Origin of the sequence: Moorella mulderi DSM 14980 (assembly GCF_001594015.1) — a bacterium.
Classification (GTDB): domain Bacteria; phylum Bacillota; class DSM-521; order Neomoorellales; family Neomoorellaceae; genus Neomoorella; species Neomoorella mulderi.
Map to the genome: position 1 here is coordinate 75,705 of NZ_LTBC01000005.1, position 24,994 is coordinate 100,698.

22 protein-coding genes are annotated in these 24,994 nt (G+C 54.0%); all 22 read left to right on the plus strand.

Annotation, left to right across the window (positions count from 1 at the left end):
• Positions 1-7: 7 nt before the first annotated feature.
• The 22 genes from ispG to MOMUL_RS08540 all read left to right on the plus strand — a co-directional run bounded on the left by ispG (position 8) and on the right by MOMUL_RS08540 (position 24,981).
• A complete protein-coding gene (ispG, locus tag MOMUL_RS08435) occupies positions 8-1,093 on the plus strand; it encodes a flavodoxin-dependent (E)-4-hydroxy-3-methylbut-2-enyl-diphosphate synthase (RefSeq protein WP_407937687.1) in 1,086 nt (361 codons plus the stop codon).
• The gene (locus MOMUL_RS08440) at positions 1,080-2,801 is read left to right on the plus strand and encodes a proline--tRNA ligase (protein WP_062284006.1); all 1,722 of its coding nucleotides are present in this window, start codon (positions 1,080-1,082) and stop codon (positions 2,799-2,801) included. The genes ispG and MOMUL_RS08440 overlap by 14 nt, the downstream gene beginning before the upstream one ends.
• A 24-nt stretch (positions 2,802-2,825) precedes the next feature.
• Entirely contained in the window at positions 2,826-6,512 is a 3,687-nt protein-coding gene (locus MOMUL_RS08445; protein ID WP_062284202.1) for a PolC-type DNA polymerase III, read from the plus strand.
• 383 nt (positions 6,513-6,895) lie between these two features.
• Positions 6,896-7,918, plus strand: a complete 1,023-nt coding sequence (locus tag MOMUL_RS08450) for a LacI family DNA-binding transcriptional regulator (protein ID WP_062284009.1) — start codon at positions 6,896-6,898, stop codon at positions 7,916-7,918.
• A gap of 26 nt (positions 7,919-7,944) precedes the next feature.
• Positions 7,945-8,994, plus strand: a complete 1,050-nt coding sequence (locus MOMUL_RS08455; RefSeq protein WP_062284012.1) for a uroporphyrinogen decarboxylase family protein — start codon at positions 7,945-7,947, stop codon at positions 8,992-8,994.
• Positions 8,995-9,025: 31 nt separating this feature from the next.
• A complete protein-coding gene (locus tag MOMUL_RS08460; protein ID WP_062284210.1) occupies positions 9,026-10,516 on the plus strand; it encodes a sugar ABC transporter ATP-binding protein in 1,491 nt (496 codons plus the stop codon).
• Complete coding sequence (locus tag MOMUL_RS08465; protein WP_062284015.1) at positions 10,506-11,516, plus strand: ABC transporter permease; 1,011 nt, start codon at positions 10,506-10,508, stop codon at positions 11,514-11,516. The genes MOMUL_RS08460 and MOMUL_RS08465 overlap by 11 nt, the downstream gene beginning before the upstream one ends.
• 1 nt (position 11,517) lies before the next feature.
• Complete coding sequence (locus tag MOMUL_RS08470; protein ID WP_161484985.1) at positions 11,518-12,528, plus strand: ABC transporter permease; 1,011 nt, start codon at positions 11,518-11,520, stop codon at positions 12,526-12,528.
• An 83-nt stretch (positions 12,529-12,611) separates the two neighbouring features.
• Entirely contained in the window at positions 12,612-13,832 is a 1,221-nt protein-coding gene (locus tag MOMUL_RS08475; protein ID WP_062284020.1) for a sugar ABC transporter substrate-binding protein, read from the plus strand.
• Positions 13,833-13,936: 104 nt separating this feature from the next.
• A complete protein-coding gene (locus MOMUL_RS08480) occupies positions 13,937-15,061 on the plus strand; it encodes a uroporphyrinogen decarboxylase family protein (RefSeq protein WP_062284022.1) in 1,125 nt (374 codons plus the stop codon).
• A 30-nt stretch (positions 15,062-15,091) separates the two neighbouring features.
• Positions 15,092-15,415: an L-rhamnose mutarotase gene (locus MOMUL_RS08485; RefSeq protein ID WP_062284025.1), complete on the plus strand. Its 324-nt coding sequence runs from the start codon at positions 15,092-15,094 to the stop codon at positions 15,413-15,415.
• An 82-nt stretch (positions 15,416-15,497) separates the two neighbouring features.
• A complete protein-coding gene (locus MOMUL_RS08490) occupies positions 15,498-17,291 on the plus strand; it encodes an L-fucose isomerase (protein WP_062284028.1) in 1,794 nt (597 codons plus the stop codon).
• A 46-nt stretch (positions 17,292-17,337) separates the two neighbouring features.
• Positions 17,338-18,480: a uroporphyrinogen decarboxylase family protein gene (locus MOMUL_RS08495; RefSeq protein ID WP_062284030.1), complete on the plus strand. Its 1,143-nt coding sequence runs from the start codon at positions 17,338-17,340 to the stop codon at positions 18,478-18,480.
• A 78-nt stretch (positions 18,481-18,558) separates the two neighbouring features.
• A complete protein-coding gene (locus MOMUL_RS08500; protein WP_064774368.1) occupies positions 18,559-19,356 on the plus strand; it encodes a class II aldolase/adducin family protein in 798 nt (265 codons plus the stop codon).
• Positions 19,357-19,433: 77 nt separating this feature from the next.
• Positions 19,434-19,706: a BMC domain-containing protein gene (locus tag MOMUL_RS08505; RefSeq protein ID WP_062284033.1), complete on the plus strand. Its 273-nt coding sequence runs from the start codon at positions 19,434-19,436 to the stop codon at positions 19,704-19,706.
• 60 nt (positions 19,707-19,766) lie between these two features.
• The gene (locus MOMUL_RS08510) at positions 19,767-20,063 is read left to right on the plus strand and encodes a BMC domain-containing protein (RefSeq protein WP_054937955.1); all 297 of its coding nucleotides are present in this window, start codon (positions 19,767-19,769) and stop codon (positions 20,061-20,063) included.
• 1 nt (position 20,064) lies between these two features.
• Positions 20,065-20,337 (plus strand): BMC domain-containing protein, encoded by a 273-nt coding sequence (locus MOMUL_RS08515; protein ID WP_062284036.1) that lies wholly within the window; start codon positions 20,065-20,067, stop codon positions 20,335-20,337.
• Positions 20,338-20,350: 13 nt separating this feature from the next.
• Complete coding sequence (locus MOMUL_RS08520) at positions 20,351-21,823, plus strand: aldehyde dehydrogenase (RefSeq protein ID WP_062284039.1); 1,473 nt, start codon at positions 20,351-20,353, stop codon at positions 21,821-21,823.
• A 7-nt stretch (positions 21,824-21,830) separates the two neighbouring features.
• Positions 21,831-23,231: a 4Fe-4S dicluster domain-containing protein gene (locus MOMUL_RS08525; RefSeq protein WP_062284041.1), complete on the plus strand. Its 1,401-nt coding sequence runs from the start codon at positions 21,831-21,833 to the stop codon at positions 23,229-23,231.
• Between the two features lie 37 nt (positions 23,232-23,268).
• The gene (locus tag MOMUL_RS08530) at positions 23,269-23,814 is read left to right on the plus strand and encodes a BMC domain-containing protein (protein WP_062284044.1); all 546 of its coding nucleotides are present in this window, start codon (positions 23,269-23,271) and stop codon (positions 23,812-23,814) included.
• A gap of 200 nt (positions 23,815-24,014) precedes the next feature.
• The gene (gene pduL / locus MOMUL_RS08535; protein ID WP_062284047.1) at positions 24,015-24,698 is read left to right on the plus strand and encodes a phosphate propanoyltransferase; all 684 of its coding nucleotides are present in this window, start codon (positions 24,015-24,017) and stop codon (positions 24,696-24,698) included.
• 4 nt (positions 24,699-24,702) lie between these two features.
• Positions 24,703-24,981 carry a EutN/CcmL family microcompartment protein gene (locus MOMUL_RS08540; RefSeq protein ID WP_054935794.1) on the plus strand — a complete coding sequence of 93 codons (279 nt, stop codon included), beginning with the start codon at positions 24,703-24,705 and terminating at the stop codon, positions 24,979-24,981.
• The last annotated feature ends 13 nt before the right edge of the window (positions 24,982-24,994 follow it).

Genomic DNA, 24,994 nt, shown 5'->3' on the forward strand with positions numbered 1-24,994 from the left:
AATGAGTATTACGCGCCGGCCAACGCGGCAGATCCGGGTGGGTAAGGTGGCCGTGGGCGGGGGGGCGCCCATTTCCGTTCAGTCCATGACCAATACCGATACCCGGGATATCGCCGCTACTGTAGCCCAGATCCAGAGGCTGGCCCGGGCCGGCTGCGAAATAGTCCGCCTGGCCGTACCGGATCAAGAAGCGGCAGCAGCCCTGGCCAGGATCAAAGCCCAGGTGGATATCCCCATCATCGCCGATATTCATTTTGACTACCGCCTGGCCCTGGCCGCCCTGGAAGCCGGGGTTGACGGCCTGCGCTTGAATCCGGGGAATATCGGCGGGCCCGGACGGGTGAAGGCTGTAGTAAAGGAAGCGTCCGCCCGGCGGGTTCCCATCCGCATCGGCGTCAATGCCGGCTCCCTGGAAAAGGAGGCCATGGCCGCCCATGGCGGGGTAACGGCCGCGGCTATGGTTGCCAGTGCCATGAAACATATTCGCCTGCTGGAAGACCTGGATTTCTATGACATAAAAATTTCCTTGAAAGCTGCTGAAGTACCCTTAATGCTGGAGGCCTACCGCCAGCTGGCCGGACAGGTTGACTACCCCCTGCACCTGGGGGTAACGGAAGCCGGCCGGGGCCTGGAAGGGGCCGTCAAATCGGCGGTGGGGATTGGCATTTTACTGAATGAAGGGATAGGCGATACCATCCGGGTATCATTGACCGGTGACCCGGTGCAGGAGGTTGTGGCCGGTTTTGCCATCTTACGTTCCCTGGGGTTGCGCCAGCGGGGCATAGAGCTGATTTCCTGCCCCACCTGCGGCCGCTGCCAGGTAGATGTTGAAGGGGTGGTAGCCCGGGTGCAGCAAGACCTTCAGGATGTGGCCAGGCCCCTGAAGGTAGCCGTTATGGGTTGTGCCGTCAACGGCCCCGGCGAGGCCCGCCAGGCCGATGTCGGTATTGCTGGTGGCCCTGGGTTCGGCCTTCTTTTTCGCCACGGTCGTCCCGTCCGCAAGGTCAAGGAAGAGGATATGGCCCGGGCCCTTATTGAAGAAGTCAGGCGCCTGGTAGCAGAGGAAGAGGAGGAAGAGAATGCGAACGAGTGAATTATTGGCACCAACTTTAAGGGAAACGCCGGCCGAGGCCGAGAACGCCAGCCACCAGCTGTTACTGCGGGCTGGCTTCATACGCAAGGCAGCAGCCGGGATCTATACCTATTTACCCCTGGGACGGCGGGTACTAACCAAGCTGGAGCGGATCATCCGGGAGGAAATGGACCGGGCCGGCGGCCAGGAGGTTGTCCTGCCCATTATCCAGCCGGCCGAACTCTGGCAGGAGAGCGGCCGCTGGGAGGTTTACGGGGAGGAAATGTTCCGCCTCCGGGACCGGCACCAGCGCCAGTTTTGCCTGGGTCCCACCCACGAGGAGATTATCACCGCCCTGGTACGGAGCGAGGTTAACTCTTATAAACAATTACCCCTGCTCCTGTACCAGATTCAAAATAAATACCGCGACGAACGGCGGCCCCGTTTCGGGCTCCTCAGGGGGCGGGAATTTATCATGAAGGACCTCTACTCCTTTGACCGGGACCAGGAAGGGTTGAATCAGAGTTATGCCAAAATGTACCAGGCCTACAGCAATGTTTTTCGCCGCTGCGGCCTTGATTTCCGGCCGGTCCAGGCTGACACCGGCGCTATTGGCGGCAACTACAGCCATGAATTCATGGCCCTGGCGTCTACTGGGGAGGCGCTGCTGGTATACTGCCAGAAGTGCGACTATGCGGCCAACGTCGAAATTGCCGCGGCCAGGGCGCTGCCCAAACCGGTAGCGGAAACACCGCTGCCCCTTAAAGAAGTGGCTACCCCCGGGCAGAAAACGGTGGCCGAAGTTAGCACCTTCCTGGGGATCACCCCGGACAGGCTGATTAAAACCATTTTTTATGAGGCCGATGGGCAGCTGGTTGCCGCTCTGGTCCGGGGTGACCGGGAACTCAATGAAGTAAAGCTCCAGAATTACCTGGGCTGCCGGCACCTGGTCCTGGCCGGCCCGGAGAGGGTGATGGCTGTAAGCGGCGCGCCGGTAGGCTATGTTGGGCCGGTGGGCTTAAGTGGTGTGCCCATTTACGCCGACCTGGAGATTCCTTACCTGGTCAACGCTGTAGCCGGCGCCAACCGGGAAGGCTACCATCTGACGGGCGTCAACCCCGGCCGCGATTTTAAAGCGGATGCCTTTGCCGACCTCCGCCAGGTGGAGGCGGGAGAACCCTGTCCCCAGTGCGGCGCTCCCTTAAGCCAGGCCCGCGGGATAGAAGTCGGGCAGGTGTTCCAGCTGGGTACCAAGTACAGCCAGCCCCTGGGCGCCACCTATACCGACGAGCAGGGCCAGGAGCATCCCATTGTCATGGGCTGTTACGGCATCGGCGTCAGCCGCACCATGGCCGCCGTCGTCGAGCAGCACCATGATGAGCACGGCATTATCTGGCCTTTGAGCGTTGCTCCCTATGAAGTGGTCATTATTCCCGCCTCTTTAAAGGACAGCGGCCAGCGGGAAGTGGCCGAAGGCCTCTACCAGGAGCTGTTGGCTGCCGGGGTGGAGGTGGTATTTGACGATCGTGACGAACGGGCCGGCATGAAATTTGTCGAAGCTGATCTTATAGGGTATCCCCTGCGCTTGACCATAGGCAAGAAAACCCTGACCCAGGGTACGGTGGATGTTAAATGGCGGCATGAAGGGCAGGAAGCAGCCCTGCCCCGGGAAGGCCTGGTACCCCGGGTAAGGGAGATGCTGGCCCGGGAGATGGAAAAGTACCGGTAACGATTGGGGTAAGGGTTGATGGCCATGGATGGCAGGGAAAACCTGTGGCAGGAATTACTCCGGCAGGGGGCCGTGCGTAAAGTTGTAGTTGATCGCAAGAGCGGCAGGTGCTACCTTTCCCTCTGCCCTCCCTGCACCCTGGGACCGGAGGACATTGAAGCCTACCGGCAGTTCCTGGCGCGGCAGTTTCCCGGCTTTGAATTTATATTTAAAGTCTTGAAGCCTTCACCCCCTACCGACCTGGCAACCTTCTGCCGGGAACAGAAGGCCGCCATCCTGGAGGAGGTGGCCCGGCGGCTGGGTAATGGTACCTCGGCCTGGCTGGCCGGGGCGCGGCTGGAACCCGCTAATGAGGTCTTGCAGCTGGTTCTACCGGTACCCCTGGCCATGGAGGCTTTAAGGTCTTGCCGGGGTGACAGGGTTTTGCAGGAAGTCTTGCAGCAGTATGGCTACCAGGTGCAGGTGGAACTGGTCACCGACCGGGACTACCAGAAAGAACTGGCGGCCGCTTCCCGGCAACTTCAGGAGCAGCAGCTGGTCCGGGTCAGGGAAAAAGCAGCCACCCAGGGAAAGAAAGAAGGCCAGGCTAAAAAGGACGGCCAGGAGAAAAAAGGGAACAGCCAGCAAAATATGGACAATGGCTTCCTCCTGGGGAAAAAGATTACGGCTCCTTTACTGCCCTTGAAGGAAATCCAGGAGGAGGAAAAGCAGGTTGCCGTCCAGGGGGAAGTCCTGGATTTTACGGCGCGGCAGCTGAAATCCGGGCGCTGGCTGGTAAGTTTTAATCTCACCGATTATACCGACTCCATCAGCGTCAAAGCTTTTGCCGACGCCGGTCCCCTGGTGGAGAACGGCCTGGCAGATGGAGAATGGGTGCAGGTGCAAGGACCGGTCCAGTACGACCGTTACAGCCAGGAAGTGGTGATAATTGCCGACGCCATCGCCCGGGGGGAACGCCCCGAGCGCCGGGATACGGCGCCAGAAAAAAGGGTGGAGCTGCACCTCCATACCAAGATGAGCGCCATGGACGGCGTAACCGAGGTAGCGGCGGCGGTAAAACAGGCGGCCAGATGGGGCCATGGAGCGATAGCCATCACCGACCATGGCGTCCTGCAGGCCTTCCCGGCCGCCGCCGAGGCCGGGAGTAAATACGGCGTAAAAATCATCTACGGCCTGGAAGGCTACCTCTTTGATGAGGACGACCAGCCCCCCGACCGCCAGCAGACTTATCATATCATCATGCTGGTGAAAAACAAGCAGGGGTTAGAAAATCTATACCGCCTGGTTTCCCGGGCCCATCTGGATTATTTTTACCGCAAACCCAGGTTGCCGCGCCGTTTAATCCAGCAGTACCGTGAGGGGCTCCTTTTAGGTACGGCCTGTGAGGCCGGGGAATTAATCAGGCATTACCTGGCCGGGGCAAGCGCCGAACGCCTGGAGGAGATTGCCTCCTTTTATGATTTCCTGGAGATTCAGCCCCTGGCCAACAACGATTTTTTAATCCGGGAAGGTAAACTTGCCGACCGCCAGGCCCTGATGGACATGAACCGGCAAATTATCGCCCTGGGCCAAAAACTTCACAAACCGGTGGTGGCTACCGGTGACGTTCACTTTTTAAACCCGGAGGATGCCATCTACCGCCAGATCCTCCAGGCCGGGCAGGGTTATGCCGACGAGGTCCAGGCCCCCCTCTACTACCGGACGACGGAAGAAATGCTGGCGGAATTCAGTTATCTGGATGCCGCAACGGCCCGCCAGGTGGTAGTCACCAATCCCCGGCTCATTGCCGACCAGATAGAAGAGTTAAAGCCTATCCCCGACGAGTTTTACCCGCCGGAGATCCCTGGCGCCGAAGAAGAGTTAACCCGGATCGTCACCACCCGGGCCCATGACTGGTACGGCGACCCCCTCCCGGAACTTGTCCAGGCCCGCCTGGACAAGGAAATGAAATCCATTATCGGCCACGGCTTTGCCGTGCTGTACCTAATCGCCCACAAGCTGGTATTAAAATCCAACGAAGACGGCTACCTGGTAGGCTCGCGGGGTTCGGTGGGCTCTTCCCTGGTGGCCACCCTGGCCGGGATTACGGAAGTAAACCCCCTGCCGCCCCATTACCGCTGCCCCGCCTGCCGCTACAGCGAGTTTATTACCGACGGCAGCGTCAACTGCGGCGCCGACCTGCCGGCGAAAGATTGTCCCCGCTGTGGGACCAGATTATTAAAAGACGGCCACGACATCCCCTTTGAAGTCTTCCTGGGCTTCAAAGGCGACAAGGTACCGGACATCGACCTCAACTTTTCCGGGGAATACCAGCCCCGGGCGCACCAGTACGCCGAAGAGATCTTCGGCAAAGACCATGTATTCCGGGCCGGCACCATAGCCACCCTGGCCGAGCGCACGGCCTTCGGTTTTGTCCATAAATACCTGGAGGAGCGGGGCCTCAAGGCCCGCCAGGCGGAAATCAACCGCCTGGTCAAGGGGATTACCGGCGTCAAGAGGACCACGGGCCAGCACCCCGGGGGGCTGATGGTCGTCCCCCGGCGGGTGGATATCCACCTCTTTACGCCCTTGCAGCGCCCGGCCGACGACACCGGCAGCAATACCATCACCACCCATTTTGACTATGAAGCCATCAGCCACCGCCTGGTGAAGCTGGACCTCCTGGGCCACGATGACCCTACGGTGATCAAAATGCTGGAGGACCTCACCGGCGTCAACGCCCGGGAGATCCCCCTGGATGAACCACGGACCATGTCCCTTTTTGCCGGCGTCGAAGCGCTAGGGGTCAGGCCGGAAGACATCGGTTCCCAGGTCGGTACCCTGGGGATTCCCGAGTTTGGCACCCGTTTTGTCCGCCAGATGCTTGAGGAAACCAGGCCCCGGACCTTTGCCGAGCTGGTGCGCATCAGCGGCTTCTCCCACGGGACCGATGTGTGGTTAAACAACGCCCAGGATTTAATTAAAAGCGGCACGGCGAAACTCAGTGAGGCCATTTCCACCCGGGATGATATCATGAACTACCTCATGCAGCACGGCGTGGTGGCCGATATCGCCTTCCGGACCATGGAGGATGTGCGTAAAGGCAAGGGCGTCAAAAAAGAGTATGAAGAGGCCATCCGGGCGGCAGGAGTACCCGAATGGTTCATCCAGTCCTGCAAAAAAATCAGCTATCTCTTCCCCAAGGCCCATGCCGTGGCCTACGTAACCATGGCCTTCCGCATCGCCTACTTTAAAGTCTATTACCCGGAGGCCTTCTACGCTTCCTTTTTCAGCATCCGCGCCGATGAATTCGACGCCGATATTGTCGTTGCCGGCCTGCCCCGTATCCAGGAGGAAATCGCAACCCTGGAGAAGAAGGGCAACGAGGCTACAGCCCGGGAGAAGAACATCCTGACCATCCTGGAAGTAGCCCGGGAAATGTATTGCCGGGGCATTACCATGGAGCGCATTGATTTGCAAAGGTCTGCTGCCGATCGTTTTCAGGTGGGCAAGGGCAGGCTGTTACCGCCCCTGGCGGCCCTGCCCGGGGTAGGCCAGGCGGCGGCCGAGGCCATCGTCCGCGCCCGCCAGGAACGGCCCTTTACCTCCCTTGAGGACCTCCAGCGCCGCAGCCGGGTGAGCAAAACGGTCATCGAAGCCCTGGAGAAACACGGTGCCTTATCCGGCCTGCCTGTCTCCGATCAGCTGGCGTTTTTTGGCGGTTTTCTATAACACTCCCACTTTGTTCCGGGAGTGTTTTTTTGTCGTATAAAAAAGATAGGAGATTAAATATGTAAACGATAACATAACTGACTAGTAGTATTAATATAATAAAAGCAGACAAATCAAAAGAAATTACCCGGAGAAGGATTGGGAAAAGGTTAAGGAAGGGTGGGCGTGAGGCGGTGAAGATGATAATTGTCAATATGTTAATAGAAAGGAGCTGCTTTTTGGGTTCTTCTGCATCAGTTTAAAAGAAAATTTCACATAAAAAATTTTATCTGTCAGGAGGAATCTAAAAATAAATGGCGAATATTATCTAAACAGAAGTAAACGATTACATAAAATCATGTTTTTTAGTGGTAACGTTTAAATAAAAGGAAGGAAACGTGGTAATGCCGACCATTAAAGATGTGGCCGCCCGGGCCGGTGTTTCTACCGCTACTGTATCCAGGGTTCTTAACGGTGAGAAGGTGAAAGAAGCGACAGAGAAGAAAGTACTGGCTGCCATAAAAGCTTTAGGCTACCGTCCCAATCATATCGCCAGGAGCCTCAAAACCCAGAAAACCCAAACTATCGGCTTTGTAGTTCCCGACTTCGGCCCTTTCTTCATGCAGGTGGCCGAAGTTGTTGAAGATATCTTGAATAGTTACAGTTACAGCCTTATCGTTTGCAATAGCAACGAGAATCCCGCCAGGGAAAAGGAACGGGTAAGAATGCTGGTGGAAAAAAAGGTCGATGGATTACTAGTTGTCCCCACCGGCGATACTGCATCGCATTTAAGAGAAATCCAGCAACAAGGAACGCCTGTAGTACTCGTTGACCGGATGGTTAAAGACATGCAGGTTGATTGTGTGCTGGTAGATAATGTTAATGGCGCTTACCAAGCGGTAGAGCACCTGATAACCCTGGGCTACCGGCGCATCGGCCTCATTAACGGCCGCCTGGAGGTAACTACGGGAGAAGAAAGGTATCGTGGCTTCTTGCGAGTATTTGAAGACTACAACCTGTCGGTGGAAGAAGGATTAATTCGCACAGGGGACTTTTCCACGGAAAGCGGTTATATTCTTATGAAAGAATTAATGGGCCTGCCAGATCCGCCGCCGGCTGTTTTTGTCGCCAATTATTATATGACCATTGGCGCCATGCTTGCTGTTAATGAAATGGGTATTAAAGTACCCCGTGATCTGGCCCTGGTAGGATTTGACGATATGGAATTAACCCGGCTGGCTAATCCGCCATTAACAGCTGTGGTGCAACCCATGCAGGAAATGGGCGAAAAGGCGGCAGAGTTAATTTATAAGAGAATTGGAGGGGATAATACTGGTTTTCCACAGATGTATCGTTTAAAACCTGAATTGGTTATTCGTGACTCTACCAGCCCTTTCCGGAAGACAAAAAATCTGGAAGTTATATGAGTAAAAAGCCTGGGAGGAGAGACATAATGACTTCCAAAGAACGGGCGCTGGCCGCGATTAAAGGAAATAAAACAGATCGGCTACCCATGTGGTATGGGGGAGCACCCGAAACGACCCACAATATAATGGAGTTCCTTGGAGCAAAGTCGGAGAAAGAGGCACTGTATGATATTTTGGGTATGGACTTTAAAACCATTAGGCCTAAATATATCGGAGTGCCATTTAAAAAATATGAGGATGGAACTGTAGAGAATGAATGGGGAATTAGAAGAGGCGGTTTGCACTATGGCCAGGCCCTTAACCATCCTCTGGAAGAAGCGCAGACAATACAGGATGTTGAAAAATACAAATTCCCTGATCCCGATGAGTGGGATGTAGTCATCACCAAGGAGGAACTGGAGGATGCTAGAGGGTATTGCCTTATCGGCGCAACATGGGCTCCGTTTTTTCATGATTCTACAGAACTTATGGGCATGGAACAATTCTTTGTCAATATGTATGTAAATCCTGGGGTGGTCGAAGCCATTATCAGAAAATGCTTTGAGTTTTATTATGAACTCAACCGGAGAACTTACGAGGCCAACCCGGGTGTCATTGATTTCTACTTCTTTGGTAATGATTTTGGCTCCATGCGCGCTTTATTGATGTCCCCCGAAATGTGGCGCAAGTTTTACAAACCCTACGTTGCCAAACTGATAGAACAGGCCCATGAAAACGGAGCGGTAGCGGGTCTACATTCCTGCGGGGATATCCATGAAATCTTACCGGATTTGATAGATATTGGCTTAGACGTCATTAATCCCATCCAGGTAAGTTGCCAGCATATGGATCCATTGGTGCTGAAGAGAGAATATGGCAAACACATTGCCTTTTTCGGCGGTATTGATGAAAATGAAATTTTATTAAACGGGACGGAAGCACAGGTGCGGGCCGAAACAAGGCGCATCATCGATATCCTGGGCAGCGATGGCAGATATATCGTGGCAGCTTCCCACGATTACCTGTTACCTGAAGTGCCAGCGCGCAATATTGTGGCCATGTATGATGAAGCCAGAAAATATAGCTCAGGAAGGTGAAGTACGAATGGATTTAATTCCGGCATTGCAAATGAAAAAGGTTAGCAAGAAATTTCCTGGCACCATGGCCGTGGACAACGTCGATTTTGAAGTTTATCCCGGCGAAGTCCATGCCCTGGTGGGTGAAAATGGCGCAGGTAAATCAACCTTAATGAAAATGCTGGCCGGCTCCTTCAATGACTATACAGGGCAAATCTACATTGATGGAAAGGAGGTAAAACTATATTCCCCGGCTATTGCCAAAGCTAATGGCATAGCCATGATCTACCAGGAATTAAGCCTGGCCAGGCCACTTACTATTGCTGAAAATGTGCTGGTCGGTAGGCTGCCGGTAAGAAACAAGTGGTTTCTTGATAAAAAGGCCTTAATAGAGGAAACAAAAGCATGCCTGAAAAGCGTAGAACTGGATTATCTCGACCCCTTTACTCCGGTAGAAGAAATCAGCCAACATGAAGCCCAGCTAGTGGAGATTGCCAAAGCTCTGGGCAACAACCCCCGCATCCTAGTTATGGATGAGCCGACTTCCGCCCTGTCGCGCGAAGAGGTAGAACGGCTGTTTAAAATAATTGGCAAATTGAAGCAACAGGGGCTGGCCATCGTTTACATCAGCCATCATTTAACTGAAATTTTCCAGGTGGCAGATCGAGTAAGTGTAATGCGTGATGGCCGGAAAGTAGGGACCCTGAATATAACGGACGTTACACAGGAAGAATTAATCGAAATGATGGTTGGGCGGTCTATCAGTCAAGTGAATAACGCTGCGGACAGGATACTCGGCGAGGTAGTCCTGGAGGTTAAAAACTTAAGTCGGTATGGGTTTTTCCACCACATATCCTTCTGTGTTAGAGCAGGGGAGATTCTGGGAATTGCCGGGCTGGCGGGGGCGGGGCGCAGCGAACTGGGCCGAGCCATCAGTGGAGTGGACCCTGTAGATGCAGGAGAAATTATCCTTGCAGGCAGGAAGATTAAAGTCAAAAATATGGCCCAGGCACTCCAGTACGGTATCGCTTATCTGACTGAAGACCGTAAAACCCAGGGGCTTGCCTTGCGCCTCACCGTAGAGGAAAATCTGTTAGCGCCTTTGATTCCCCGACACTGCAAAGGTTTTATCTACCAGAAACAAATAGGAACGGGTATAGTTAAAAAATTAATAGACGACCTACACATTTCACCACCGGACCCCTCCAGAATCGTAGGTAATCTATCGGGGGGAAATCAACAAAAGGTTTTGCTGGGCAAGTGGCTGGCCACCGGACCCCGAGTGTTGATCCTTGATGAACCTACGCGGGGTGTGGACATAGGCGCCAAAGTCACCATTCACACGGCCATCGAAAAACTGGCCGCCCAGGGTGTGGCCGTCATTCTTATCTCGTCTGACATACCAGAACTAGTGCGGCTTTCTGACCGGGTATTAATAATGCGCAAGGGACATTTGCTGGGAGAAATACCCGGAAAGGCCTGTACGGAAGAAGCGGTGTTGTTAGCTATAAATAGTGAAGGAGAAATAGCTCATGCTAGTTAAAAGTGAAAGAATAGAGCTGAATAAACGGCGTACAAAAACGGCAGGCTGGATCGAGAAGTTCGGTGTCTATATCATGATCCTTGTACTTCTTATCCTGGGAACCTTAATTTCCAACAAGTTTTTAACCATTGACAATCTAGCGAATGTTGTCCATGCTGTAGCTTTACTGGGCATCGTTGCCGTCGGTGTCACTTTTGTAACCTACAGCGGGCATTTTGCTGACATGTCGGTACCAGGTATTATTGCCCTTTCGGGAATGGTCGCTGTTGACATGTTGCGTTACGGCCTTGTTGTTAGTTTAGCCTCGGGCCTGGTGACGGGTCTTATGGTAGGCCTGATAAACGCCTTTGTTGTTGGTAAACTTAGAGCCAACCCGATTATCTGGACCTTGGCGGTTGCCTTTGTGATCAATGGCGTAGTGAGATGGCTTTATCGGGGTGAACAGATTTATCCGGACTTAAAGGCGGGCGAAAAGCTGGCGACTGCTTTTGTGAACCTGGCCAGAATTAATATAGGAGGGGCGGTACCCATTACAGTTGTCGTATTCCTGGTAATGGTAATCATCGGACAACTATTGCTCACCAAAACAAAGTTTGGCGTGCAACTAAAACTCATTGGTTCTTCCTACGAAGTGGCGAGAATGACGGGAGTAAACGTAACGGGGATGGTAGGGCTGGCCTTTATATTATCCGCCCTAGCCGCTTCTATTGGGGGTATCCTTTTAACTTCGCTGGTAAAAATAGGGGCATATTATAACGGTGTCGGCTATGACTTCCGGGCCGTAACAGCCATCGTCCTTGGCGGGGTGAGCTTGGCAGGTGGCAAAGGTAACATGATCGGTGTCCTTGGAGGGGTTGTGGTTATCGGCCTCTTGAATAATATCCTGACCCTCCTGGGTGTGGGGACCTTTTCCCAGACAATTGTCCAGGGTCTGGTGTTTATCCTAGTCGTCTGGTTTAATACCTATTCACTGCGAAAATTAGGGAAGGCTGATGGATAAGATGAACAAAAAATTTTTCCAGGTAATTAATAATTATAGAATCTATTTCCTCTGCAGTCTGGTATTCATAGCAATGGCCATATTCGTACCCAATTTCCTAACAGTCTATAACCTTACCAACATCCTGAAGGGAATGAGCTTAAATGTTATGGTGGCCATCGGGTTTACCATCGTCATGATCTGCAAGGAACTCGACCTATCAATCGGTACTACTCTTACTTTAGGGGCTATGTTTGTAATCGGGTTTCAACCAGCCCTGGGTTGGGGTTGGAGTCTCCTGATTGCGGTGCTGGCCGGGGCGCTGGTGGGCCTGGCTAACGGATTCCTGGTGGCGCGGGCAAAGATCGACTCTTTTATAGTTACACTAGGGACCATGACCACGGTCCAAGGGATTATCTTTTTATACGGTAAAGGTTATGCCTTAAACGCCACTGATTTCACCGTGGCCGACTGGCTGGAAACACCGATTATTCCATTTTTACCGCCACGGGTTCTGATTACAATTGTTTTGGTGCTCCTGTTTCAGGTTCTTCTCGCCCGTACCAGGTACGGCAGGGGCTTTTATATGGTAGGAGCCAACAGAGAAACAGCTTGGCTGGCGGGGCTTAACACGGAAGGGTATGTTATTGTTGCCTTTATACTATCAGGTATAACTGCCGCCCTTGGGGGAGCGCTGTTTGCCATGAGCCTTAGTTCGGCCACGCCCACCATCGGCACCAGTTCCCTGATGATCGTTGTAGCGGCAACTATTATCGGTGGTACCTCTATGGCCGGCGGCAAAGGTAGTATCCTGGGCAGCGCGGTGGCGGTTTTAACCCTGACTATCCTTTACAACGGTCTTACCAACCTGGGCGCAGGCTATGAAATACAGATCTTAGCCAGCGGCCTGGTGTTGGCCATGGTGGTGCTGTATGAAGCTTATGCCCTTTACCGAGCCGATAAGGTGAAGGGGCAAAGGCCGGAATTATTGAAGGAGGTGAGAATGCTGCAAGAGGGAAGTAAAGGTTCATGAGAAAGGGGTTACCGTTAGGCGCATGGTAATTTATTTGGTAGACGACAGGAAAAAGCTAGCAAACAAGGCAAGGAGGTTGTTATATGGGCAAGAAAATCACAGGCGTATTGCTGGTAGTTTTAATGGCGGCGTTATTACTATTACTATTTGGTTGCGGCGGCAAACAAACCCAGCCTTCGCCAGGTAGCCAGACAGGCCAAGGAGAGAAAAAGAGTTCCAATTTAGAGGAATCCATTAAAGCAGAAGGGAAAGTGGCCCAATTAAAGTCGGATGACGGCCAGCCTCTACTTCCACCCCTGGAGAAAAAAGAGGTGCCGCCACGGCCGGCCGACCCCAGCAAGCTGCCAGAAGATGATGCCATGCACTGGTATGATATGGAGTATTCGGGCTGGGGAGTAACCAAAGTCAATATTCCCCAGTCGCCTAAAGATGGCGCCAAAGGGAAAAAGGTTATTCTCATCGTACACGGCGATCATCCCTGGACAACAGCTTACATCCGCGGAGCAAAGAAGGTCGCTGATGCTTATGGAATGGAATTAAAGGTCATGTCGCCTAACTGGAACCCGGATGTCCAGGCCCAGATGGTGGACCAAGCAATCGGCGCCCGGCCAGATATGATCCTGATGATCCCGGTGGATGCCAAGATGTCAGTGCAGCTTTTCCGCAAGATCAACCAGGCTGGCATACCAGTTATCGCCAGCAATACTCATCCTGAAAGCGAAGCCATGAAATATGTTATTGCCTGGACCGGACCGGACGATTGGGGGCAGTTCAGGATGCTTGCTCGAAAATTTGCAGAGTTGATGCACTATGAAGGTGGTTATGCAATTATTCAGCATAACCCGGGCGGCTCTCCCTTCTTTGCCAGGACATATGCCCCGATAACCGAGTTAAAGAAGATTGCCCCCAAGATGGAGCTCCTGGATAAGCAGGCGCCAGGCTTCGAAGCGGAAAAAACGATGCAGGTTGTATCGGACTGGCTTACTAGGTTTGGTAACAAGTTAAAAGGCATTATCCTGTCGGACGATTCCGCCCAGGCCATTGGCGCGGTGGAGGCTATTAAGAACGCCAATAGACAGGATATCATTCTTGTCGCCGCAGGCAACAGCAAAGTAGGCATGGATTTGGTGAAAGAAGGCAAGCTGCAAGCCATCACCTACCAGACGGCTGAAGGTGACGGCGCTGCGGCCGTTAAAGCGGCAGCAGACTGGTTTAATGGCCACGACGTAGAACCGGTCCGCTACCTGCCCATGCATATCATTACCAAAGACGATGTCGACAAGTTTATGCCGGCCCAGTGGTAGTCCAAAGAAATAGCCCAGGGGAGTTATAGCCCTAAATGCTATAACTCCCCTGCCATAAAAGACGATTATCATTCAATCCTGAAGCAATAAGGGTGATATAAGAAATGGCGCAAATGACTTCCAGGGAAAGATTGCTTACCGCCCTGGCCAAAGGAGTGCCCGACCGCTTGCCGGCGACGGTACACCAGTGGCAGCCCTATCATCTGGAAAGGTATATGGGTGGTATTGATGCTCTAGAAGCCTTCCAGGAGTGTGGCCTGGACGCCGTCATCCAGTATTTTGAAGACATGGGGCAGTTCTGGGTGCCGGGTAAAGTGGAGTCTAAAAAGTATTCAGATGAGTGGTACGACGAAGTAGAGATCATCAACGACGATCTCGACCGGATGATTGTCCACCATACTATCCACACACCCAAAGGAACCCTGACGTATAAGACCGAAGGCAATCGCTATACGGTATGGATTACAGAATTTATGATTAAAAAGCCGGAGGATATTTATCTCCTAAAATATATGCCTGTTCCCAAGTTAGATAAAAAGGCTATCCAGAAAGAGTACGACCGTATTGGCGATAAGGGGATTTTGAAAGGATTTGTCTGGGGTGACCAGGCCGGATGCTGGCAGCACGCCTGCGTGCTATATGACACGGCGCCAATGATCTATGCAGCCATGGATGATCCAGCATGGGTACATGAGTTTTTGCATATCCTCCTGGAAAAGAAACTGCAATTTATATACGAATCACTGCGTGGGGCCAAATTCGATCTTATAGAAACCGGCGGTGGCGCTTCTTCTTCTACGGTCATTTCACCCAAGATGTTCGAGGAATTCTGCCTGCCCTATGACAGGAAGATTCACGATGCTCTTCACGACGTTGGGCATATAGCCTCATACCACACTTGTGGCGGTATGCTAGGCCTCTTTGATCTTATCATTGCCACCAATACCGACTGTTCGGAAACCCTGGCACCCAAAGGTGTGGGAGGCAATATTGAGGGCCCCGAGCTGTATGAAGCCATGCATGGCAAAGTGGCCCTTATAGGTGGCCTGGACCAGTATAACATCCTAACCAACGGGACGCCGGAGCAGGTCAAGCAAGAAGTTCACAGGCTTTTTGAGATTTACGGCAAAGGCGGTGGGTACATTATGATGCCTGCCGACCACTTCTTCGACGCGCCTAAGGAAAACCTTCTTGCCTATGGCGAAGCAGCAAGGGAATGTGTCTATTAATGATAGCAAATTATGGGAGGGAGGATAAAGATGAAACGCTATGGCATGGTCATTAAGGTTAAGCCTGAAAAACTGGAGGAATATAAAAAGCTGCACGCAGCCATATGGCCAGGGGTGGCCAGGATGATTACCGAGTGCAACATAAGGAATTATAGCATTTTCTATAAAGATGGGTATCTATTTAGTTACTATGAATATATTGGCGAGGACTACGAGGCCGACATGGCCAAAATGGCGGCCGATCCTACCACCCAGAAATGGTGGGAGGTATGTAAACCCTGTCAAGAACCACTCGAGACACGGGGGGAAGGGGAATGGTGGGCGGTTATGGAGGAAGTATTCCATCAGGATTAATCTAAAAGTCACCCTACCTGTTACCGCAGAGATATATCCGCAGCTTATTTCATCATAAAAATTGGGGATGAAGGTGAAGCAAATGAAAGATACCCTATTTTTGAATGCAAGATTACCTAAAATCGGTATCCGGCCTATCATTGATGGGCGACGTAACGGGGTGCGGGAATCTCTGGAAAATACTACCATGGGCATGGCCAGAAGAGTAAAGAAGCTCCTGGAGGCCAATTTAAGGTATCCCAATGGTGCGCCGGTGGAGTGTGTCATCGCCGATACCACCATCGGCGGCGTGGCCGAAGCAGCACGCTGCGCGGAGAAGTTTGCCCGCGAAGGCGTCGGCCTGACGATAAGCGTAACTCCTTGTTGGTGTTACGGCTCCGAAACTATCGATATGGATCCTTTTATGCCAAAAGCGATCTGGGGATTTAATGGGACGGAGCGTCCGGGGGCCGTCTATCTTGCGGCTGCCTTGGCAGGGCATAACCAGAAGGGGCTGCCGGCTTTTGGCATCTATGGACGCGATGTCCAGGATGCCGGCGATGAAAAAATTCCCGATGATGTCGCGCAAAAAATCCTGCAGTTTGCCAGGGCCGGCATGGCGGTCGCTTTGATGCGGGGCAAATCCTACCTATCAATCGGCAATGTATCCATGGGCATTGCCGGATCTATAGTCGATCCTCATTTTTTTGAGAGTTATCTCGGGATGAGATGTGAATACGTCGATATGTCGGAAATAACTCGGAGGATTGAAGAGGTAATTTACGACCAGGAAGAGTATGCCAGGGCGATGCAATGGGTGAAGGAGAACTGTAAAGAAGGTGCAGATCGCAACCCACCTGACAAGCAGGCCGGCTGGGAACAAAAGGATAATGAATGGAGTACTTCTGTTAAGATGGCCTTAATATGCCGGGATCTAATGGTTGGCAATCCCAGGCTGGCCGACATGGGATATAAAGAAGAAGCCGAAGGCCATAATGCCCTGGCTGCCGGCTTCCAGGGGCAGCGGCAGTGGACCGACCATTTCCCCAACGGCGATTTCATGGAAGCCATTTTAAATTCCTCCTTTGACTGGAACGGCATCAGGCGACCTTATATTATGGCCACGGAAAACGATAGCCTCAATGGTGTGGCCATGCTGTTTGGCTATTTGTTGACTAATACCGCCCAGGTTTTTGCCGATGTTAGAACCTTTTGGAGCCCGGCTGCCGTCAAGAGAGTAACCGGCAAAGAACTGGAAGGGATTGCCGCGGGGGGTATTATCCACCTTATCAACTCCGGTGCTGCGGCCCTGGATGGCTCGGGGAGAATGCTTAAAGATGGGCGGCCGGCCATGAAACCCTTCTGGGAGATAGCACCAGAAGATGTAAAAGCCTGCCTGGAGGCAACCACCTGGTGGCCCGCTGTCCGCGAGTATTTCCGGGGTGGCGGCTTCTCCTCAAAATTCGTTACTAAGGGGGGGATGCCCATAACCCTTTCGCGGGTAAATATTATTAAGGGGCTAGGACCCGTACTGCAGATAGCGGAGGGCTATACAGTAGAATTACCGGAAGATATACACAGGGTCCTGGACGACAGGACTGATCCCAGCTGGCCGACGACATGGTTCGCCCCAAGGCTGACAGGTAAGGGTGCCTTTACCGATGTTTACTCGGTGATGAATAACTGGGGAGCCAATCATGGCGCCTTCAGTTATGGCCACATCGGGGCAGATTTAATAACCCTTGCCTCCATTTTGAGAATACCTGTGTGCATGCACAATGTTCCGCCGGAAAGAATCTTCCGGCCAAGTGCCTGGAGTGCCTTTGGAACAGAAGACCTGGAAGGTGCGGATTATAGGGCCTGTCGTAACTTTGGGCCCCTGTACGGGAAGTATTGATTAACAAGACTATAGTAAGGGAAGAGGATAGGAGGTTTCTACTACCATGAGCAAAACTAAAGGTGAGGTTAAAACTGAACGGGTACTTAAAGCCTTAAACCATGAAGAACCGGATCGGGTACCTATTACTGATTTCTTCTGGAGCCTTTTCTTACAAGAATGGCAAAAAAGAAATAGTGAGGACATTTTTATATACGATTACTACGACCTTGATATCCTTGTAGTCAGCCCTAACATGGACCCCCGTGTTATGCGTAGCCGTTTTATTGAAAAAAATGATGAGTATATGATTTACGAAACCGGTTGGGGTTCAATTATCAAAAGACAGGTTGAAGCTCCCATGCCCATGTTCCTCGAATTTGGTATCAAGTCAGCAGCTGAATATGAGAAGTTTGAGTTCGATGATCCCCTCGATCCCCGCCGTTATTATGACGAGCGGGACGATATCATCAATACCGGTGACACCTACCTCGTATTGCCCAGTTTTGCCGAGACAGTAGAGCGCTATAAAGACGACTATTTCATTTTTGGTAGCGTCTGCGAACCCTTTGAAGCCCTCTGGCGCTGCCGTGGTACGGAAGGAGCTTTGATGGACCTGGTGCTCTATCCCGATGAAACCCAAGCCTTTATCGACCGCCTGACTGAGCATATGCTGGCCATCGGTAAGAAGCAGATTGAAATGTTTAATTTAAAGGGCATGTACATCTGGGGCGATGTGGCTTACGACAAGGGCATGTTCTTTTCCCCGGAACTGTGGCGGAAGATGTTTTACCCGGCAGTGAAAAAGCTATGCACTGAATTCCACGCCATGGGGGCGAAGATCATTTACCACGGCTGCGGCAATGCTCGTGCTATTTACGAGGACCTGATCGACGCGGGTGTGGACTGCTATAACCCCCTAGAAGCTAAAGCTGGCCTGGATGTGGTGGAATTAAAGCGCCAGTACAAGGGCCGGCTGGCATTTAATGGTAATATTGACGTCAGGGTTTTAGCCGAAGGGGATAAAGATGCGATCCGGAGGGAGGTCCTGCGTAAACTAAACGCTGCCAAAGGTGGGGGCTATATCATTTCTTCTGACCATTCCGTAGCTGCTAATGTACCGCCGGAGAATTATGATTACCTGGTGCAACTGGTACGGGAATATGGCAGGTATCCGCTAGATCTGGGTGAATTTGACGAGGAAATATAGCTGTTAACGGGGGACTGATGATTGTAGCAGTGCCCCCGGGGTATCTTTTAGATTTAGAAAACATGCTGGGGGGCAAACATGGTGCCTTCGGAATTTCAATTACGCCAGGATATCTGCGAAGTAGGGCGGCGGATTTGCCAGCATGGTTTCGTGGCTTCCAATGACGGTAATATCAGCATCCGCCTGAATGAAAAAGAAGTATTGGCGACACCTACCGGCGTCAGTAAGGGTTTTATGACCCCGGAGATGCTAGTTAAAGTCAATATGCAGGGAGAACAATTGAGCGGGCAGTTAAAACCTTCATCGGAATTGAAAATGCACCTGGAAATATACCGCCAGCGGCCGGATGTACGGGCGGTGGTTCATGCTCATCCGCCGACGGCTACCGGATTCGCCGTGGCCGGTATTCCCCTGGATCGTTGTGTGCTGCCGGAAATTATTATCAACCTGGGGAGTATACCCTTGGTTGCCTACGGGACGCCCTCGACTGATGAAGTGCCGGCTGCGGTGAAGGAATATATCGGTAGCCATGATGCCCTGCTGCTTGCCAACCACGGAGCCCTGACTGTCGGTACGGACGTATATAATGCTTATTATAAAATGGAGTCGCTGGAGTTATTCGCCAAAATCAGCCTTACCGCCAGGTTGCTGGGAAATGAAAATGTTCTCTCGGCGGAACAGGTCTATAAGCTTATGGAAATCCGGGCCAGGTCAGGAGTTACTTCACCCAACCCCGGCTGTGTTGATTGTGGCGCCTGCAGCGTCTCTACCCGCGAAGCCCCGACCGCAACCGGCATAACGGAAGAAGAACTGCAAGAGATTATCACCAATGTTACCCGACGCGTCCTGGCTTCCCTTGGGGATAGGCAACAGTAAAGGAGGGGCAGGATAGCGCCGTCTTCCCTTAAGTTAAATTAATTACAACCACTGCAAGTCCATTTCGGAGGCAAAATATGAACCATCAAGCCCTGGGTATAATTGAAGTTCGCGGCCTGGCCGCCGCCGTCGCTGCCGCGGACACGGCCGCCAAGACGGCTGCAGTCACCATCCTCGGCTACGAACCGACCAAAGGCAGCGGCCTAGTAGTATTAAAAATCAGCGGTGAAGTCAGCGCCGTCACGGCAGCCATCGAAGCCGCAAAGGCACAGGTTGCTAACGTCAGCACCGTTTTTGCGAGCCGGATCATCGCCCGGCCCCATGAAGAACTAGCGCGGTATTTAACCTAAGAAACTCTCCAAGTAAAAACCCAGGAGAACCTTAGAAATTAAAGGAGGAAGAGTCAACCCATGAGCGCCTTAGGACTCATCGAAACCAAAGGACTGGTCGCGGCCATCGAAGCGGCAGATGCCATGCTCAAAGCCGCCGGCGTCGAGCTGGTAGGCATGGAAAAGATCGGTTCGGGTCTTGTCACCGTCATGGTGAGCGGCGAAGTAGGTGCGGTCAAGGCCGCCACCGAAGCGGGTGGTGCCGCCGCCGCCCGGCTCGGGGAAGTCATCGCCGTCCACGTCATCCCCAGGCCCCACAGCGACGTCGCCCGCATCCTGCCCGGGAAAAAAGACGCCTCTGCCAAGGGGGTAGATTAACATGAAGGACGGCGCCCTGGGGCTCATCGAAACCAAAGGACTGGTTGCGGCCATCGAAGCGGCAGATGCCATGCTCAAAGCCGCCAGCGTCGAGCTGGTAGGCATGGAGAAGATCGGCTCCGGCCTGGTCACCGTCATGGTCAGCGGTGATGTCGGAGCCGTCAAGGCCGCCACCGAAGCCGGAGCCGCTGCCGCCGGGAGACTCGGCGAGATTGTCGCCGTCCACGTCATCCCGCGGCCCCATACGGACCTCAGCAGGATATTACCAGCCTGAGCGGTGAGCAGAAATGATCGACGAAACCACTATCGCCAGCATTGTCGCCGAAGTATTAAAAAACATCCAGCAGCAGTCCCGCAATGGGACAACAGCTACTACGGCAACAACGTGTAGCGGTGCCTGCCAGGCGCGGACCGGCCAGGCCGCGGCCACTACCTCCCGCGGTGACAAAGGCGTATACAGCGACTTGAAGGCAGCTATCCGCGCTGCCAAAATAGCGCAGCAAGAACTGGTAAAGTTAAGCCTCAAAACCAGGGGCGAGATTGTCGCCGCCATCCGCCGGGCGGCCATCGCCAACGTAGAAACAATTGCCAGGCTGGCCCACGAAGAAACCGGCTACGGCCGGGTAGAAGACAAGATCCAGAAGAAGCTCTATGCCGCCCGTCTAACCCCTGGCGTCGAAGACTTAAAGACCGAAGCCATCAGCGGCGACAACGGCCTCATCCTGATTGAGCGGGCGCCCTTCGGCCTCATCGCCTCCATCGAGCCGGCCACCCATCCCGGCTCCTGCGTCATCAACCACGCCATCAGCATGGTCGCCGCCGGCAACAGCATAATCTTCCTGCCCCATCCTAAAGGGCTCAAGACCACCCAGTACCTGGTGCGCCTTTTCAACACCGCCATCCAGGAAGCCGGCGGGCCGGAAGACTTATTAGTAGTAGGCGATAAAGTCAGCCTGGAAAACCTGGACCTGGTCTTAAGCCATCCCGATGTAGATCTGGTCGTCGCCACCGGCGGGCCGGAAGTAGTCAACCGCGCCTTAAGAAGCGGCAAAAAAGCCATTGCCGCCGGGCCCGGCAATCCCCCCGTAGTCGTCGACGAAACCGTCAAGGACCTGGACTACGCCGCCAGATGTATTGTCGACGGCGCTGCTTTTGACAACACCGTCCTCTGCATAGCCGAAAAGGTCATCATCGCCGTGGAAGCAATAGCCGATGAGCTCCTCTTCCACCTGCAGAGCCACGGCGCCTATCTCGTGCGGGACGAAGGAGATAAAGAAAAACTCATGCGCACCATCCTGCCCGACGGCAAGCGCTTCCACCCCGATCTTATCGGCCGGGACGCCACTGTAATTCTAAAGCAAGCCGGCATCGACGCCCCGGAAAACACCAGGATCGCCCTCCTGGAATGTCCCCCGGAGCATCCCCTGGTGCAGGAAGAACAGCTGCTGCCGGTCCTGCCCCTGGTACGGGTGCCGGACTTCGACGCCGCTCTGGAGCTGGCCGCCCAGGTAGAACACGGCTTCCAACACACAGCCATCATCCACAGCCAGGACGTCAGCCGCATCACCGCTTACGCCCGCAAGCTCCGCACCGACATCCTGGTGGCCAACGCTTCCTCGGCTGCCGGGTTAAACATCGGCGGCGAAGGGCACTTCAGCCACACCATCGCCAGCCCCACAGGCGAAGGCATCTGCACCCCCCGCACCTACACCCGGGAACAGCGGACGGTTATCGTCGGAGCGCTGCGGACGGTAGACTAGTAATTAAATGCAGCTTAATTATGAAATCTGGAACGAGAGCGGAGTGGATGCCGCTTTGAAGGAAATGCCTGGCAGCGAACTAAACGCCATCATAAATAAAATAGCATCTGCCGGCGTGGTCGGCGCCGGCGGGGGCGGTTTTCCCACCGCCTTTAAACTGAAGACCGGAACACCTATCCAGACCGTTATCATTAACGGGGCCGAGTGCGAACCCTTGCTTAAAGTCGACCAGGAACTCATGGCCCGCTACCCGGCGGAACTCCTGGCCACTTTAGCCACCCTTGTTCAGGCCACCGGCGCCCGAACAGGGGTCATAGCCCTCAAAGAAAAATACCGGGAGACCCATACTGCCCTGGCAGGAGAAATAAGCAATTACCCTGGGCTAAAGCTTCACCTCCTGCCGGACGTCTACCCCATGGGGGACGAGCACTTATTAACCTATAGCGTCACCGGCCGAACAATCCCGCCGGGAGGTTTACCCCTACAGGCGGGAGCGGTAGTTTTAAACGTCGAGACTTTATACAATATCCACCAGGCCCTGGAAGGCCACCCTGTAACCCATAAGTACGTCACCGTCACCGGCGCCGTCCGGCAGCCCATCACTGCCAGGGTACCGGTCGGCACCCCGGTCCGGGAACTCCTGGCCCTGGCCGGCGGCCCGGCTGTAGACCAATACCTGCTTATCGCCGGCGGCCCCTGCATGGGTAAGGTTACAAGCATTAATGCGCCGGTTACCAAAACTACCAAGGGCATAATTGTCCTGCCCCTGGACCACCCATTGGCTTTCGGTTACCAGCGGGATCTGAACCGGGAGCTAACACTCGCCCTCAAGGTCTGCTGCCAGTGCCAGCAGTGCACGGACTTCTGCCCGCGGCACCTTTTAGGGCATCCCCTGGAACCCCACCGGGTCATGCGCGCCGTCACCTATGGCCTGGCTGATATAACCCTGCCCCAGGCCCTGCTTTGCAGCGAATGCGGCCTCTGCGACCTTTACGCCTGCCCCTTCAACCTCTCCCCGCGGCAGGTCAACAGGAAAATAAAGGCCGAACTGCAGCAAAAGGGTTTCCGGCCCGGCCCCTGGCAAGCTACTACCCCTTCCCTTTTCCGGGAAGGACGGCAGGTACCAACTCAACGCCTTATCAGCCGCCTCGGCTTAAGAGAGTATTGCGAACGCCCGGTAACTTTTCGGGAAGAAAACCCCACAGTTAACCAGGTCCACCTGCCCTTAAAGCAGAGCACCGGGGTCGCGCCGGAGCCGGTAGTAAAGATAGGTGACCGGGTTTCAGCGGGGGACCTTTTAGCACGTATCAAGGACGATACCCCGGGCGCCAACCTCCATGCCAGCATCAACGGCATTATTACCGCTATCAATAGCAACATTGTCATCCAGGGAGGCGCCAACCCATAATACCCATAATGAGGCTCAATAATGGAGGTGGTGACTGATGGGTATCGCCGTCGGACTTATCGAACTTAAGAGCCTGGCGCGGGGATTAATGGTAGCCGACAGCTGTCTTAAGGCCGCGCCGGTAGACCTGAAAATACGCACTACCTGCCCCGGCAAAAGCCTGATTATCATAAGCGGCGAGATCAGCGCCGTAACGAGCGCCGTAGAACATGGCGTCGCTACCGGCGGGGTAACGGTCGTCAATAGTTTAATCCTGGGTAACCTCCATCCCGGGGTCCTGCCGGCCCTGAGCGGGGTAGCCGCAGCAACCCCTAAAGGTGCCCTGGGAGTCCTCGAGACTTTCAGCGTCACGGCCGCCATCAAAGCCGCCGACACCGCCGCCAAGGCGGCCGTTGTCGAACTCCTGGACATCCGTCCGGCCTACGGGCTGGGGGGTAAAGGGGTGGTCATCCTGACCGGTAGCGTCGGCGCTGTCCAGGCCGCCGTAAACGCCGCTGCACTTCCCCTCAAAGAAGAAGGGGAACTAGTGGATGCCATCGTTCTTCCATCTCCCCATTCAAAGTTGTGGGAGCAGCTGGGGTAAAGACACCCTGCTAAGCCAAAATATGGGCCTGGATCACTACAGCCTGTTGCTAGCTCACCAGTAGTTTGGAACCGATGGGTTGTTCTTGACACCCACAGGTTTTACGCGGCAACGGCCCGGACCTGAACAAGCGCATAACTATAAAAGTTGTAAAAGTTGTAGTTTGACCTTTAACCTTTGTAAAGCAAGGTGACCGCTCAATGTCCACAGCCGCCCTTATCGAATTAATCACCAGGGAAGTCCTGGCCGAGCTAAAGGAACGCCGGGGTAAAACCACCGCGGCCGGCTCTTCTGCCCCTGTCACCCCGGCAGCCAAACGTGTTCCCGTGGCCATCTCGGCACGCCATGTTCACCTGGCCCAAAAGGAGATCGACATCCTTTTCGGCCCCGGCTACCAGCTCACCAAAAGGAACGACCTCTACCAGCCGGGAGAATTTGCCGCCAACGAAGTCGTCACCCTGGTAGGCCCGAAACTGCGCCCCCTGACCAACGTCCGCATCCTGGGGCCGGTACGTGACCGCACCCAGGTAGAGATCTCTCGCACCGATGCCATAACCTTAGGCATTCCGGCGCCGGTGCGCCGTTCCGGGGACCTGGCCGGCTCCGCCCCCATTACCCTGGTCGGCCCGAAAGGTTCAGTTACTTTACCCGAAGGGGCCATTATCGCCAACCGTCACATCCACATGAGCCCGGTCGAAGCGGAAAAGTGGGGGCTAAAAGACAACGACGAAGTCACCGTGCGTACCATTAAATCCGACCGGCCCACCATCTTCGGCGGCGTCCAGGTGCGGGTCAGCCCCAAATTCAAGCTCGTCATGCACATCGACACCGACGACGCCAATGCCGCCGGGCTCCAGTGCAACGACGAAGTGGAAATAAGGTGAGAAGATGCTCATTGCCGAAGTTACCGGGACAGTGGTCGCTACCCGGAAAAATGAAAGCCTTACCGGCAGCAAGCTCCTTCTCGTCCGGCCCCTTTATGGCGGCCGCCGGGGAGAAACCCTGGTGGCCGTGGATACCGTGGGTGCCGGCAGGGGGGAACTGGTGCTGGTGGCCACAGGGAGTGCCGCCCGCCTGGGCCTGGGTGTCCCCCAGGCCCCGGTGGACCTGGCTATCGTGGGCATTATCGACCAGGTGGAGGGGGACATCAAGGGGCTGCCGCGCTAAGTTAGCACCGCCC